Raw genomic sequence first — 14183 nt, forward strand, 5'->3', positions numbered from 1 at the left:
TGCAGCACGGGGCTGAACCAATTGAAAAGGTATCAAGTCTAGAAAATGGTAAACAGTACCGATGCTCCTACTCTACCTTGCTTGAAAAGATCGGCAGTAGGTATAAGCTTTGTGAAATCACTGTTCTCGATGGTAAAGCCATCACTATCGACCATGTAGTTAACACCAAGGAGAATACTTCCGAGTTTCAAGTCGACAGTTGCTCTCCAAGTAAGATCGGACTTGGTAAGCGCATCCATCAAGTTGTCCGCAGAGAGTTCTCCAACAGAATCGGTGTAGAAAATCGGATCTTCTCCTTCAGGGAACAGTGCTGTTACACGAGGCCCTAGGCCGAGTCCGACACGAACGAGTCCGAGAAGATCAAGAGAGAGCCCACCAGTAACCAATCCAGAAAAAGAGGGTGTCATTTCAGTTGTTGTAGGATGTTCTACCTGCTCGTAAAGGGCTGCGATACCAACTTCCGCGAACAGCAGACGAGTCCGGATATCTGCTCCAAAAGCATAGTTGTCAACATCTGTAAACATATCTTCATCGAATTCGCCACTGGTTGCGTCATATCCCATCTTATTTTGGGCAGTAACACCAAGGCTTAAATCAAAAACACCGGCAAACAAGCCTGCCGGAACCAGCAGAAGGACCATAGTTAAAATCAATATAGTCTTTTTCATAGTAAAATCTCCTTTTTCGAGGTACTCACCGTCCCTCGTACAGTATAACAATTATGAAACATAATAGTTTCAAATCCCAATTTAGAAAAGTGCCAACTGCACCATCATCCCAAAACGATTTCCACCGTTGGTTTTTAACATGTCAGACCAGTCGCCATCCGATACCCCTTCTACCGTAGCAATGGTTTCAAGAAGGTAAAACAAACCCAGCTTGGCCGATCCAAAAAGTAGATCCAATCCAGCCTTCATGTGGAGATTGCTACTTGTGAGAGCATCCTCGAATGAAGCTGAATCCATTGCCCTACCATTCACACGTGGACCCGTACTATCTGCAGTGGAAGATGTAAAATCGGTTGATATTCCAGCACCGGCCGATAGATAGAGACGATCGGTAACCAGGGGGATGTCCAAAGAGAGCGAGGTCCTTAATCCATAGGACAACTCCTGTGAAGTATCTCCCGCCGGTATCATAGCAAGAAGGGAGAGATTCACGATTGACAACCTGGTATTCAAACCTACGCCGAGCGTCCAGTTGTCACCGTTTCCCATTCCATCGAAAAAGCTGGAGACTTCGGTGGCTTGACTCGGATCGTAGATTCCTGAGACTCCGAGGCCTACTTCGAAAACGTTCCTTGCACCAACAGTCGCTGGCAAAAACAGGAGTATAATCATGGTCAAGAACAACAGTTTGCGCATTGGATAGTATCCCATCTCCCTTTTTCTATCAGACTTATACAGATTGTGTATCGGTAATATAACAGCCGAAGGGTAAGAAAGGATACAAATTTTTTCAATTTTTTTTGAGCAATTCTATGTAAAGCTTAATTTTACAAATATCATACAATTGTCATTTACCGATATTGCAAGCAGTAATGTCCAATAGAGGGTATTATATGGATTACGAGAGAGACTCCAACTCATCCAACCAAAGTCGGCTACTTGCATCGCTAGGCATTCTGAGATCCCCTCTCGGACTAACAGCTACAGATCCGACTTTAGGTCCATCGGGTAATGCAGAGCGCTTGAACTGTTGAGAGAAGAACCTTCTATAGAAAATATGCAACCAGCGGAGAATCGTCTCCTTACCATAGAGGCCATCAAAAGCATGATTTGCCAGTCGGTACACCTTCGCAGGTCCGAATGACCAACGCAGAGCATAATAGAGGAAGAAGTCATGCAGTTCGTAAGGACCTACAATATCTTCGGTCACCTGGGATATCCTACCCTCCTTCGCAGGGAGGAGTTCAGGACTTACCGGAGTATCGAGAACATCGAGAAGGACTCGTTCGATCTCTTTCGAATCGGCAGTCTCCGCATGGAGAGCCACCAAGTGCCGTATCAAGGTCTTGGGGACAGAGGCATTCACTCCGTACATCGACATATGATCCCCATTGTAGGTCGCCCAACCTAATGCAAGCTCGGAAAGATCTCCCGTGCCAATAACCAAAGCTGATTCCTTATTAGCGATATCCATAAGTACTTGGGTACGTTCTCTCGCCTGGGCATTCTCAAAAGTAACATCATGGGTCGATTCGTCTTGTCCTATATCGGAGAAATGCTGCAATACCGCCTTGGTGATATCAATTTCGCGTAAGGTCACCTGCAATGCATTTGCGAGAGAGTGAGCATTCCCTTTCGTCCTCTCGGTCGTTCCGAAGCAGGGCATGGTCACTCCTATGATCTTTTCCCTCGGTAGACCAAGACGATCGAATGCATCTACCGCTACCAAAAGGGCTAACGTGGAGTCAAGACCACCCGAAAGCCCGATCACTACATGCTGAAGGCCAGTATGCTGTACCCGTTTCACGAGTCCCAATTCCTGAATCATTCGGATGGTCTTGCATCTTTGCTTCCGGTCCGGTCCCTCCTGAGGAACGAATGGATACCGGTTGAACGTCCTGCTAAGATCAATCTCCTGTAACGATTGAGAGAAGCCAATCCTATCATGCAGCCTTTCATCGCTTATCTCGAAAGTATTGCTCCTTCTTCGTTCCGAAGCCAGTTTGTCCACATCGATCTCAGTTGACAGCAATCCTTCAAAGGGAGTAGCACTCTCGGCGAGCATCATACCGTTTTCTGCGATCATGTCATGCCCGGCAAACACCATATCGGTAGTCGACTCACCGGGGCCTGCACTCGCATAGAGGTAGGCTGACACCAACCTTCCTGACTGGTTTTCTACCAACTGTCGTTTATAGGGGGCTTTACCGACCAGTTCATCACTTGCAGAAAGGTTTACCAATACGGTAGCTCCCTCTTTGGCATGTCTTACCGAGGGAGGAGAAGGGACCCACAAGTCTTCACATAATTCTATCGCAAAGGTGAAGTTCATCATAGTTTCCGACTGAAAGAGGATATCGGTTCCAAACGGGCACGTAGAACCTGCAATATCGATAAGACCGTTTTCTTCAGGAGCCCTAGTGAACCAGCGATATTCGTAAAATTCGTTGTAGTTGGGAATGTGTACCTTGGGAACTACGCCAAGTACCTCTCCCTTGTGGACAACTGCGGCACAATTGTAGAGTTTCCCGTGCCAAACCACGGGCAATCCGACGACACTCACTACCTGGAAGGATCTTGAGGCCTCCACAATCTTTTCTAAAGCTTGCATCGCTCCATTGAGCAGAGTCGGTTGGAGAAAAAGATCAGCACAGGTATATGCAGTAAGGCCTAACTCGGGAAACACAACCAGACTCACACCAGTGGCTTCGGCCTTCTCAATCAACTCCAATGTCTGTTCGGTATTGTAGATACAGTCGGCAACCTTGACCTTTGGAGTCGCCACCGCGACCCGCACGAATCCATCTTTCATCGGCTCATCCTCCACTTCCCAGGATTGTTCGATCCAAGTTTACCACAATCGGCGCCCCGTGAACATCAGAGCACGCGAAGCAACCATGTCATGCCTTCAGCTAAAACGGTTCATCCAACAGATCGACCAACGACTGTCGATCGAGCATCCTAATTCCTCGCTGTCCATGCAATTCCAGAATGCCCTCCTGCTGAAAAGAGGATAATCGTCTACTCAACGTCTCCTGACTCATTCCTAGCAATGATGCGATATCCCCTTTTGGGAGAGGCAATGTGAATGAATCATTCTGTTGGCAACAATCGAGTAAATATTTAGCCAGACGTTGTTCAACGGAGGCGAGATTCGTCTGTTCAAGGAGACTTTCTGTCTTTTCTAAGCGTCCACTCAGTTGCTCCATCACCTTGAATGCGATAGAGGGAATTCGTTGCATGAGATTCCGCAGACGGTCCCATGCTATGACGCACATTCTAGTTGGTTCTAGGACTACGGCAGTATCGGTTTGGGTATGAGCGCTGAAGAGAGAGAGTTCTCCGAGGAATTCGCCTGGTCCAACGGTTCTCAGAACCTGCTCCTTACCATCCTGGGTAAGTCGATAGACCTTTACCACGCCGGTATGCAGGACATAGAGTTCACCTCTTTTTTCACCGACACGATAAATCGTCTCGCCCTTGGTATAGGTTCGTTCAGAGGTAATCGCGGCAACCTCCATCATCTCATCATGTGAGAGATGGTGGAAGATCGGCACGATATCGATACAATTGTAGGGGCCATGCCCTGCGCATCCACATTCCATGGACATACTATAGTTGACAATCGGTGGTCTATCAACCTGATCGCATGCCGTCGGTACAATCCTCTATACGACTGAAGAACGGAATGCAAATCCAGCTACCTATTTCTCTTTCAGGACCGTGTAGCCGAGTGCCTCGATACGCTCTTTGACTTTTGTGGAATCTATGACCGCCTCATCGATATCTACCTTCACCCGAGATGAGTTGAAAAGAACCTGAGAGGATTGTACTCCTTCTGTCTTCTTCAACATTCCGTCTATCTTTGCCATACAACTCGGACAGGTAAGTGTTTCCAATTGATACGTTATGTGCTTCATAGGGCACCTCCTTGTTTGGGATATACCCTGTTATAGCTCATTGTAAAACAGCTATCCTTGATCTAGGTCAAATTTCGCTACCTTTCCCTATATTTTTTCGGGTAGTTTCAGGTGCCATGTCCGCCAAAGTGTCTGGACTGTCTCCACCACAAAACCAAGTACCATCACGATAACGAGGAATGTCGGGAGATATGACCATAGCCGCTGCAGTACCGAAACATCCGCGGATCCGATCTTCATTGCGCTCCTCATCTCCTGAACGAAATTCGGATTCCAAAGGCCTGACCCGGCTACGATATAGAGCGATATAGCAAGTGAGACGAACTTCAAGCCAATCGTCAATACAGCCAACCGTTTTGATTGGACGCCAGTATAGAGTTTGGCAAATTCGATCCCCATGGCGATAACGATAGTAAGATTGATGAGAACGAGCATCCTTTGAAACACATGTGGAACGAAGGGACTTACTATGTGGATAGATTTTTCTAAATCGGTAACCCTGAGGATCCAAGGAGCCGAATTCAGCCCTGCGAAAATCAAAACCAGGAACACCAATGATGCAATCGGTTCAGAGCGGGGAATAATCGTTGATTTTGAAGGAACGTCTGGGAGACTTTCAAGAGACCACTGTTCAAGCGGAGCATCCACACCACGTCGCTTCTGTTGCCACTCGATAATCCAGAAGGTAATTGTTACCCAAGCAAAAGCCTGGGCATACGCACCGAAAAGTGTTCCTACCAATTGAGTGAAGAAGGTTCCGACAGAACTGGGGGTGTTGAATAAAAAACCGATACCCAACGCAATCGAAATTCCCAGAGTCACGGCAAATCCGACAATCTTTAAAACCAGAATATAGAAATCAAAATAGTTGGGACCCACGAGGTAGCGCTCTGCGCCTCTATACGAATCGGCCAACAAAGCCGGGTCTCCCATTTCCTGTAGAATCTGCTCCACCGGACGGTCTTGAGCCATCTCTTCAATGAGACCACTCAGTTCTAAGCCTACATCTTCCCTTTGTGATTGAGGAAGTCTCTTTGTAACTGCATAGACATATCGCTCTATAAGCTGTTTTTCTGTATTTACCATATCGCTACTCCTGTCTCAACAAACCGATCATCGATTTGGTCACGTCCTGCCACTCTTTTGACAATAGTTCCAACATATCCCGCCCATGCTTGGTAAGGGCATAATATTTACGGGGTTTTGTCCCATCGGTATCCCACATACTTTCCAGGAGTTGTTGTGATTCCAACCTTCTCAGTAGGGGATATAATGTCCCAGCTTCTACCGGAATACCTTTCTCTCGTAATACTTCTACCAGTGAGTAGCCATACTGGGGTTTCTGCAGCTGACTTAGGACGCTCAGGACTACAGTCCCTCGGCGGAGTTCCATACTCAAGTTCTCGAATGTCTTAGCGAATTCGTTTCCTTCAGTTTGCTTCATAGCCTTACTATACTGTATGACATACACTATTGTCAATACAATAATAAAGGGCGCAGCGCACTAATTGTCATGCACCACGCCCGTGTCCCTACAGCGTTCATTATGTCTACAGAAAACTACTTTCCTAGGATCGCATCCAGCTCTCCAACGGTGATATACTGAGCTTCATAGGATTGCCCTACCCGCTCCAACATTCCGGCAAACGAACGCATATGGTTCTCCGATCCTCGTAACAGCGAGGTATAGACATGCATGGTCAGTGGATCGTCGCTTTTCTCAAGAAGCCTCTTGAGATCGTAGATATCCAAGTCTTCAATAATCGCTCCTACGGTTAAGGCCTCTACTGCAGAGGCAGAACCTTTTGCCACCAAGTCATCATATAGGCTTTGTAGCTCTTTATTGACGAACTCGCCAGGTGCCGAACCGATTACCGGATCCGCAATCCCCTTCGTAGCCATCAATGCCGCAACCGTATCCATATGGCGCTGTTCACTGCGTGCAATATTGGCGAACGTGCGGATTCCCCACTGTTCATACAATGCAAGGTAGACATCTCGGGCAAGTTTCTCCTCTTCCCGCATGAGGAGGATTCCCTCCTCGTCGGTCAGATCAGGAGTGGTTTCGGAGACCACGACCGGTCCTTCCGCTTGCGCTTCACTAGCCAAATCAGGATTGGCTTCCATGTATTCGACTGCTCCTTGGCCCCAAAGGGTAGTCATTGCCAAGGTCAACAGAACCACTGTCGCTATCAAGATAGATTTTTTGGTCATGGCTTTCTCCTTGTATTTCACTACTACCAGCGAGCTCTAGCTGGTCCATACGAACCCTGAGCTGCATTCGGCTGGTACATCATATGTCTACCATAATAGTACTGCTGTCCCTGAAATTGGTTACCCACGGTATTGCGACCCCCGAATGGTGTAGAAGCACCGGGATATCCTTTTGATGGACCGTAACTTCTACCAGCACCATATCCAGCTCCAAATTGGGCATCTTGCATGAGTTCGAAACGTTCGGCTTGGAATGCTCTCAACTCTTCAACATCGACTCCCTCAGCATACAAAGGACACGCCGCCAGCTCTTCATCGGTCAGGGTCTGCCAACGCTGAATTGGACGGGTCACGGTATCCGAACTCTCTTCATCCGCTACCACAGAAGCAGCTTGGTAGCCACCGAATCCTCCACGACCAACAACACCGGCGCTGATTGTCGCGGCGACCATAACGATAACCATGATCGTAACTAAAACTCTCTTCTTCTTAACCATCTTTTTCTCCTTCGAGCCAATCGGCTCTTATCTGGTATGACCGAAGGATACTGGATGTATATATACGAAAGCTGAGCAGAAGATAAAGATTCGGTAAAGGTGAATTAATTTTTTTTGGAGGAGGTATTGACTGCAGCTTTCCTTAGTCGATTGTTCACCGCAATCCCGATACCGGTCTCAGGCAACAATCTTACTACAAGCAAAGAGAGTGATTTACCGTCGAGTCTCCTCATAGCCTGATATAGTCTGTTGGCAGCTTCAGCCGGATCGGCTTTTTTACTGAGATACTCCACCGGACCGTGGAAAACCTCCCCGCTCTCGCCGAACAAGAGGACACCGACATCGCTTCTCGATGCATACTCATGCAAATCGTCGACAATCCAAAGCGGTGTGGTGGTAGCATAGTGGCTTGGCATCAAACCCGGACTGACCATCGATGCATCCGCTACTTCCTCTACATCTGAACGTACAGGACCAATGCACGATTCTATTGCCTGCTGATCTATACCACCGGGTCTCAAGATTTTTGGAGTCTCACCAAGGAATGAGATCACCGTAGATTCGATTCCCACGGTACATGCCCCTCCATCGATGATTGCGGCACAGGCGTCACCAAGCTGCTGGTGTACATGCATTGCCGTTGTTGGACTGGTGTACCCGAAGAGATTCGCACTTGGAGCTGCGATTGGTTTGCCCGAAAGACGGATCAATGCCAAGGCGATGGGATTACTGGGCATCCTCACCGCAACCGTAGGAGTCCCTGCGGTTACGATCGATGGTACCAACGGTGATTTCGGCAGGACGATCGTCAATGGTCCAGGCCAAAACCGTTTCATGAGCTGTTCAGCTCTCTCAGTTATTTCTGTGACCAATGAATCCATCTGTTTCTGATCTCCGACATGGACGATCAGCGGATCATACAGTGGTCGTTTCTTTGCTGCAAAGATCTGCTCAACGGCAATCGGATTTGTTGCATCGGCACCTAATCCATAGACAGTTTCGGTCGGAAAGGCAACTAACGCTCCGTCTCTGATCTTTTGAGCTCCATCGGCTAGGGCAGCTTCCAGTTGTCGGTACGGCTGTGGATGCGATACGATCCATGCCGCTATATCCCGGTAATTGTGGAAATGTAAAGTAAGCGTTCCCGGAAGAGTCGAGGAGACCTCTTCAGCGGCCTGTCTATGAGAGAAGGAGACACTGTGTCCTGGATGTATCGTGTAGGCAATATCTTCCCTATTGAGGTACTGATTGAACTGGATTGCTACACCCGATTGTCGAACCAGGTTTTCTACCAGTCCATGGTCTGCAATTCCCTCATCGTCTTCACCGACCACCAATCTGTAGTGCTCCTGCAATACGAGCATGGCAGAGACAAACCCCTTGGAGAGACTTTTGCAGTCAGAGCCATCGCTTGAGGTTCGTATCTCATCTAGGATGATCCTCATTCCAAGCAAGATAACCGAACCTTCCATGACAAGATTATGGCTCTGTTCTCTCTGATCAAAAGACATGTTTGTGCTCCTCTCCCGGTTTGCTGCAGTATATAGGCAATACGATTTCCCAATCAATAGAGCCAACTGCCTCAGCTTAGGTAACGACTGCCAAGATTGTTCATTCCCCAACGAAACGAGGGTAGCGGAACAATTACTATTGGTCCATTACCGAGTGAGTGCAGGGAACGTAAGGCGAGATACCCCGCCCCTTGGGGCGGCAGCGGAGGCGAAGCCTCCCGGGTCCAGGGCTTGCCCTGGGGGTGCGATACCATTCATTTCCGGGCGAGATACCCACCACGGATTCCCTTTGCATCGTTTACCGCTATTACAGCACCGGGGAAGGTGGTATTGATCACCTTTATGGCTTCGGTGGTCCGTTTCCGTTTGAGGTGGAGAATCAATAATTCCCGATTTCCGTTGCGACCGGTTCCCTTCACTACCGTTACTGCGAAATGGGCATCACGCAAGGCGTCTGCAAGCAGCTTGCTCTTTGGCGATTCGGGAACTATTATCTGGATTGAGGCAAGGCCGAAGGCGAGCTTGTTCTCGAGCCAGGAACCGAGGTAGTTTCCTACGGCGAAGGCAGCAGCGAAGGCGACCATCCGAAGGGGGTCTTCTTTGAACCCCTCGAGTACCGTTCCTGTGATGATCAGCCAAAGCAGGATATCGAAGAAGGCTATAATAGCCCCTTTTACCCGCTCTCCCCTGTTGATAAGGACCATGCGTAGTGTTGCGACCGTGACCTCGAAAATCTTACCGAAGAATATAATGAAGTAAATCCAGATTCCCAAATCCTGCAACACATCCATTGCCCTACCTCCAACGTAGACTCATCATTGCCAGTATATGCTCAATCGGCGCTATTGGGAACTACACCTACCCATTTGTATCTCCGAAACGACGATAGAGAATGAATGAGACGAGCGTAAGAACAACCACCACTACCAAGGAGATATAGAACAGGGGTGAACCAATCTGGTCAAGACTTGCAGCGACCAAGGTTGTGGCTATCATGGTGGGGCATAATCCCAGGATTCCTCCCGTTATGTAGGCAAGATAGGGAACTCTGAGCGAGCCTAAAAGTGCATTGGTAATTTCGTGAGGAATCTTTCCTATGAATTTGGTCATGAATGAGAACAGGAATGAGGAGTGTTGACTGAAGGCCTCCAGACGTCCCAGCCGGGGAAACTTTCCCACCAGACGCTCTACGAAGGTTCCTCCCGTGTAACGTCCGAGAAAGTAGGGTATCTGCATATTTATTGCAATACCGACAATATTTACCACCAATGCCCAACCGAAGGGGTAAATGCTTCCTACACCAATGTAGAGCAGCGCGAACGGTAGTCCGAAAGAGACCGACTTGAGTAAAAACAGTCCCATGAATGCAGCTGTGGTCAGCCATATACGGTCCTCGAAGCTATCTACCAATGAGGTGACTGCGGTGGCACCACGGCTGACCATGAACCAGGTGAGCAGTACGAGTACCAATAGGAGGGGAATTATTCGGAGAATAGATGGAATGCTCGGTTTTCCCTTAATCACCTTCATCGGTTACCTTTTTCCGTGCTAAGCGTTCACCGACCGATTCACGTACCAGGACGTAGACTACTGCAGCGAAAGGTACTCCTGCCAGCATCCCCAACACACCGAACAGGTTTCCTCCCACCATGACTGCGGCCAATACCCAGAGTGCTGGGAGCCCTATGGAATCGCCGACAACTCGAGGATAGATCAAGTTCCCCTCGATCTGTTGGAGGACGAGAAAGAGTACAAGGAACCAGAGTGCTTGCATGGGATTGCTTACCAACATGAGCAATGCTCCAACGATCGCTGCAATAAATGCACCTACGATGGGAATCAAAGCCGAGACCGATACGAGAGCTGCAACTAATACGGCGTAAGGGAAACGGAATATGAGCATGGAGACGAGGAACATGAGCCCTAAGATGACGGCCTCTGTACAAGCGCCAGCTACAAATTTACTGAAGGTGGTATTGACCAGATGGGCGGCGTGGACGATTTTCTTTCCCTTCTCTTGTTCTACGTAGGCGAACAGCAATCGTTTGAACTGCCTTGCCAGTTGTTCTTTCCTTGCCAACATATAGACGGAGAAAACGAGGCCGAGGATAAAGTTCACTACACCGCTGATAACCGATGAAGCCAAACCCACGGTGCTGCCTACTAATGCTGTAGAGCTCCGTTTAAGGAAGTCCAGGATCTCGCTTTTCATGTTGCCCCAGGAGATATCGAGTTCCTCCAGCCAGAAGCCGAGTTCAGGAAGTCTTTCGCCCAGTGATTCTCCCCACGCCCGTGTGGAGTCAATGAAGGAGGGAAAGCTTGTTGCCAGTTGTTCTATGGCTACCACGAGTTCGGGGATGACTATAAGGAGGAGCAAAGCTACTACGATAAGTACCAGAAGGAAGGTGAGGATAATCGAGAGCACTCTCCGCACTCCGCTCTTACCTTTTGTGAAGACCCGCTTTTCTAAAGCCCGCACGGGAACATTCAGGATAAAGGCGATGGCTCCTCCGGCTATAAGGGGTCCGACTACCGAGAGCAGTCGCCTACCTAGGGATATCAGGATAGTATGGTTCACCAAAGCCCAATACAGTACGATGCTGGCCGCACTAATAATGAGTATCTTTTTCACAAGCGATTTTTCCACTACGGTTTCTCCCCTTTAGCGCTTTCCTTCCGTCCCGATTTCGAGTACCTATAGTATAATATGATCAGACTGTCAGAAAAAGGGGCATAATACAAGCGAAAGGAGTCAATGATGATTGAAAAAAGCTATGAGTATGCGGTTTCAGATGCCAAACATATCGAGAAACTGGTCGATGTCGATCCGGTGATGATCAACCATATGATTCTTACCAAGGGGGATTTCGTGCCTGACCACCATGCGAATTCCCTTGTGCATATGATTGTGGTGCGGGGTAATTTGACGCTGGAGTTAGGTGAGCAGAAGCCCCACTCGTATGCTAAGGGGAATATCGTAAATATTCCCTATGGTACGTTCATGAAGGTGCGCAATGACCATGAAGAGGTTTGTGAGTTCTTTGTGGTGAAGGCGCCTAGCCCTCGTGTCTACGATCAGAAGTAGGTGAAGGGAGAGGTCTCTCCCTTGGTGTCTATCGACTGTCCGTCTCCTTTTCTCCGGCTCCCCTACGGTCTGCCGGTCGGAGACGGTCGATGCGTCACCATCCCTCTCTGTTTGTAAAGGATATTATTCCGCTAACGATAACCACAATTCTTGCGACTCTACCTCCAATGCAACAACCATTTCAAGGAATTGACTGTAATTCTGAGTAGTATGTGCCTTGTCCAATGCTTCATAATATGTTGAACGATTCTCATTCTTTATGATGATTGGGTTATAGCCATGCCTCATCAACTCGAAATTCAACAGGAGCCTTGCAGTCCTTCCATTACCATCGATAAATGGATGTATTTTTACAAATTCCCCATGTAGCAAAGTTGCTCTGGCGACTGGATGTAACCTCTTCCATGCTTGCAGATATTCGGCAATGAGTCTTTGCATGGCATCTCCAACGAGATAATGTTTCGGTGGAATGTGCTTGGCACCGCTTATAACGACATTCTCATCACGATACTTTCCTGCATTGGAAGAATCGATTCCTCGCAGTATGAGAGCATGAATGTTACGTATAGTCCATTCCGAAAGCGGTTCTTTTTCGGAGATGATATCTTGTACATAGTGTATTGCTTCACGATGGTTGATAGCCTCAAGATGTTCAATAACACTTTTCCCGCCAATGGTGATTCCTTCAAGAACGACCTTGGTTTCAGACAATGTAAGGGTATTCCCTTCGATCGCGTTACTATTGTATGTCCATTCGACTATCAGTTTCTCACGAAGCGAGCTTGCGAGAGCTTTTGAAAAAGGCCGTAGCTTATCAATAGAGGCTTTGAGACAATCTATGTGACTGTAATCGAAATCAAGATCCTTATACTCATTTGACAAACGCTCCCTTGCATCGAATGGTTTGGGAGCATATGTTGGTATAGACCAATATCGACCGGTTTTCCTCGCTCCTGCGATACGACCCTCCGCACAGAGTATGCGGATTCTTCGATCACTGATATTCCATCGTGTACTTGCTTCCTTGGTACTCATATACGTCATCGCCATTGCCTCGACACCATAGTAGAACTAGGATCATGCAGTGTCAATATTATTCCGATAACGGAATATTATTATGAGCGTACAAGCAGACAGGCTGTCTCCACATGCGATGTCTGTGGATAGAGATCGAACACTTGGACAGTCTTTACCCGGTAGCCCTGCTCGGAGAACCGCTTGCAATCACGCGCCAGCGTGACGCTGTCACATGAGATATAGACAACCGCCTGCGGTTCCCAGGAGCCAATCGTCCTTACCACGGAGGCCTCAAGTCCGGTTCTTGGAGGATCCACGATCACCGTGTCTACCTTGATATCCTTATGCATCCTGCTCCAATGTTCTGCTGTCTGGCCGACGAATTCGGTAGAGGATAGATTCCTCTTGGCAAGATCGATACAACGCTTATTTCGCTCGACTGCATATATAGTTCTTCCCTCCTTTTCTACGAAAGCGGAGAATGTCCCTACTCCTGCATAGAGATCGACTACCGTATCGCCGACGGTATGTTCTGCTACAAAGGTAGTCATCGCGGGAAGCAGTTGCCGGTTGGACTGGAAAAAGACATTGGAATCGGCCCAGAGGGTCTTCCCTTCAACCACCACCGAAACCTCGGTTGCGCTCAGCGAAACCTTTGTATCGCCAGCGAAGGCGGGAACCTCGACAAATGGCTTCTTACTCTGCCAACCTTCGGTCGCCTTACGCATAGCCGCTGCTTTGAGTAGCAATGGACGTTTTTCATCCAATAGACGATTCAGCGGATCGCAGAGGATGGGACAATGGTGGATATCGACCAGATCCTTGCTCCCTCTTCCGAGAAATCCACAACGCTCGTTTTCAAGATCGACATGAAATCGAACACGTGAACGATAGCCCCAACCCTCACCAGTGACCGCTTCAAGCAGTTCGATATCGGCTTCTGGATCATCGATATCGATAGCTCCGATCCTCTTTAGATTCTCCTTCACGAATTCCTGTTTGAATTGGACTTGCGATTCGGTGCTTGCGTGCTGCATATCGCAGCCTCCACAAACGCCATAGTGGGGACATGCAGGTACGCTCCGGTGTTCCGAGGGAGCTATCACCTCTACCGTGACGGCTCGGGAGAAGTCGCTCTTCTGTGTAGTCTCTTCTGCTAGCACCGTCTCACCGGGAAGTGCTCCCTCAACAAATACCGTCTTCCCCTCATGGCGGGCAAGCCCTTCTCCCTTGGAGACCATCTTCTCTATTTCCAGTCGTAATTCCATCGG

Annotated in this window: 16 protein-coding genes; 1 reads left to right on the top strand and 15 read right to left on the bottom strand. The window is 48.4% G+C overall.

Annotated features, from left to right (window positions below; genetic code table 11):
* Positions 1-38 precede the first annotated feature (38 nt).
* From ACODJP_RS10135 to ACODJP_RS10195, 13 genes are all read right to left on the bottom strand, one after another.
* The gene (locus tag ACODJP_RS10135; protein ID WP_422481107.1) at positions 39-668 is read right to left on the bottom strand and encodes a hypothetical protein; all 630 of its coding nucleotides are present in this window, start codon (positions 666-668) and stop codon (positions 39-41) included.
* Between the two features lie 81 nt (positions 669-749).
* Positions 750-1364, bottom strand: a complete 615-nt coding sequence (locus tag ACODJP_RS10140; RefSeq protein ID WP_422481109.1) for a hypothetical protein — start codon at positions 1362-1364, stop codon at positions 750-752.
* Positions 1365-1566: 202 nt separating this feature from the next.
* On the bottom strand, positions 1567-3480 hold the full coding sequence (locus ACODJP_RS10145) for an NAD(+) synthase (RefSeq protein ID WP_422481111.1): 1914 nt from the start codon (positions 3478-3480) through the stop codon (positions 1567-1569).
* 100 nt (positions 3481-3580) lie between these two features.
* The gene (locus ACODJP_RS10150; protein WP_422481113.1) at positions 3581-4273 is read right to left on the bottom strand and encodes a Crp/Fnr family transcriptional regulator; all 693 of its coding nucleotides are present in this window, start codon (positions 4271-4273) and stop codon (positions 3581-3583) included.
* Positions 4274-4372: 99 nt separating this feature from the next.
* Complete coding sequence (locus ACODJP_RS10155; RefSeq protein WP_422481115.1) at positions 4373-4588, bottom strand: heavy-metal-associated domain-containing protein; 216 nt, start codon at positions 4586-4588, stop codon at positions 4373-4375.
* 87 nt (positions 4589-4675) lie between these two features.
* Complete coding sequence (locus ACODJP_RS10160; RefSeq protein WP_422481117.1) at positions 4676-5674, bottom strand: HAAS signaling domain-containing protein; 999 nt, start codon at positions 5672-5674, stop codon at positions 4676-4678.
* Between the two features lie 4 nt (positions 5675-5678).
* Positions 5679-6032 carry a PadR family transcriptional regulator gene (locus ACODJP_RS10165; protein ID WP_422481119.1) on the bottom strand — a complete coding sequence of 118 codons (354 nt, stop codon included), beginning with the start codon at positions 6030-6032 and terminating at the stop codon, positions 5679-5681.
* A gap of 116 nt (positions 6033-6148) precedes the next feature.
* A complete protein-coding gene (locus ACODJP_RS10170) occupies positions 6149-6802 on the bottom strand; it encodes a DUF2202 domain-containing protein (RefSeq protein WP_422481121.1) in 654 nt (217 codons plus the stop codon).
* 23 nt (positions 6803-6825) lie between these two features.
* On the bottom strand, positions 6826-7299 hold the full coding sequence (locus tag ACODJP_RS10175; RefSeq protein WP_422481123.1) for a hypothetical protein: 474 nt from the start codon (positions 7297-7299) through the stop codon (positions 6826-6828).
* 104 nt (positions 7300-7403) lie between these two features.
* Entirely contained in the window at positions 7404-8810 is a 1407-nt protein-coding gene (locus ACODJP_RS10180; protein WP_422481125.1) for an L-threonylcarbamoyladenylate synthase, read from the bottom strand.
* A gap of 254 nt (positions 8811-9064) precedes the next feature.
* The gene (locus tag ACODJP_RS10185) at positions 9065-9601 is read right to left on the bottom strand and encodes a DUF5698 domain-containing protein (protein WP_422481127.1); all 537 of its coding nucleotides are present in this window, start codon (positions 9599-9601) and stop codon (positions 9065-9067) included.
* A 67-nt stretch (positions 9602-9668) separates the two neighbouring features.
* Positions 9669-10340 carry a TVP38/TMEM64 family protein gene (locus ACODJP_RS10190; protein WP_422481129.1) on the bottom strand — a complete coding sequence of 224 codons (672 nt, stop codon included), beginning with the start codon at positions 10338-10340 and terminating at the stop codon, positions 9669-9671.
* Positions 10327-11457 carry an AI-2E family transporter gene (locus ACODJP_RS10195; RefSeq protein WP_422481131.1) on the bottom strand — a complete coding sequence of 377 codons (1131 nt, stop codon included), beginning with the start codon at positions 11455-11457 and terminating at the stop codon, positions 10327-10329. Before ACODJP_RS10195 ends, ACODJP_RS10190 begins: the two co-directional genes overlap by 14 nt.
* 111 nt (positions 11458-11568) lie before the next feature.
* Here ACODJP_RS10195 and ACODJP_RS10200 point away from each other — a divergent pair, with 111 nt between their 5' ends.
* Positions 11569-11895 carry a cupin domain-containing protein gene (locus ACODJP_RS10200; RefSeq protein ID WP_422481133.1) on the top strand — a complete coding sequence of 109 codons (327 nt, stop codon included), beginning with the start codon at positions 11569-11571 and terminating at the stop codon, positions 11893-11895.
* Positions 11896-12018: 123 nt separating this feature from the next.
* On the opposite strand, the gene ACODJP_RS10205 is transcribed toward ACODJP_RS10200, so the two are convergent.
* Positions 12019-12945, bottom strand: a complete 927-nt coding sequence (locus tag ACODJP_RS10205; RefSeq protein ID WP_422481135.1) for a Fic family protein — start codon at positions 12943-12945, stop codon at positions 12019-12021.
* 65 nt (positions 12946-13010) lie between these two features.
* Complete coding sequence (locus ACODJP_RS10210) at positions 13011-14180, bottom strand: class I SAM-dependent RNA methyltransferase (RefSeq protein WP_422481137.1); 1170 nt, start codon at positions 14178-14180, stop codon at positions 13011-13013.
* Positions 14181-14183: the final 3 nt, after the last annotated feature.

Source organism: Pleomorphochaeta sp. DL1XJH-081 (assembly GCF_049310885.1).
GTDB lineage: Bacteria > Spirochaetota > Spirochaetia > Sphaerochaetales > Sphaerochaetaceae > CAYZJV01.

What these genes read in the sequence shown, in the direction of transcription:
- ACODJP_RS10135 (WP_422481107.1), bottom strand. Translation starts at nt 668, where the DNA reads ATGAAAAAGACTATATTGATTTTAACTATGGTCCTTCTGCTGGTTCCG.
- ACODJP_RS10140 (WP_422481109.1), bottom strand. Translation starts at nt 1,364, where the DNA reads ATGCGCAAACTGTTGTTCTTGACCATGATTATACTCCTGTTTTTGCCA.
- ACODJP_RS10145 (WP_422481111.1), bottom strand. Translation starts at nt 3,480, where the DNA reads ATGAAAGATGGATTCGTGCGGGTCGCGGTGGCGACTCCAAAGGTCAAG.
- ACODJP_RS10150 (WP_422481113.1), bottom strand. Translation starts at nt 4,273, where the DNA reads ATGGAATGTGGATGCGCAGGGCATGGCCCCTACAATTGTATCGATATC.
- ACODJP_RS10155 (WP_422481115.1), bottom strand. Translation starts at nt 4,588, where the DNA reads ATGAAGCACATAACGTATCAATTGGAAACACTTACCTGTCCGAGTTGT.
- ACODJP_RS10160 (WP_422481117.1), bottom strand. Translation starts at nt 5,674, where the DNA reads ATGGTAAATACAGAAAAACAGCTTATAGAGCGATATGTCTATGCAGTT.
- ACODJP_RS10165 (WP_422481119.1), bottom strand. Translation starts at nt 6,032, where the DNA reads ATGAAGCAAACTGAAGGAAACGAATTCGCTAAGACATTCGAGAACTTG.
- ACODJP_RS10170 (WP_422481121.1), bottom strand. Translation starts at nt 6,802, where the DNA reads ATGACCAAAAAATCTATCTTGATAGCGACAGTGGTTCTGTTGACCTTG.
- ACODJP_RS10175 (WP_422481123.1), bottom strand. Translation starts at nt 7,299, where the DNA reads ATGGTTAAGAAGAAGAGAGTTTTAGTTACGATCATGGTTATCGTTATG.
- ACODJP_RS10180 (WP_422481125.1), bottom strand. Translation starts at nt 8,810, where the DNA reads ATGTCTTTTGATCAGAGAGAACAGAGCCATAATCTTGTCATGGAAGGT.
- ACODJP_RS10185 (WP_422481127.1), bottom strand. Translation starts at nt 9,601, where the DNA reads ATGGATGTGTTGCAGGATTTGGGAATCTGGATTTACTTCATTATATTC.
- ACODJP_RS10190 (WP_422481129.1), bottom strand. Translation starts at nt 10,340, where the DNA reads ATGAAGGTGATTAAGGGAAAACCGAGCATTCCATCTATTCTCCGAATA.
- ACODJP_RS10200 (WP_422481133.1), top strand. Translation starts at nt 11,569, where the DNA reads ATGATTGAAAAAAGCTATGAGTATGCGGTTTCAGATGCCAAACATATC.
- ACODJP_RS10205 (WP_422481135.1), bottom strand. Translation starts at nt 12,945, where the DNA reads ATGGCGATGACGTATATGAGTACCAAGGAAGCAAGTACACGATGGAAT.
- ACODJP_RS10210 (WP_422481137.1), bottom strand. Translation starts at nt 14,180, where the DNA reads ATGGAATTACGACTGGAAATAGAGAAGATGGTCTCCAAGGGAGAAGGG.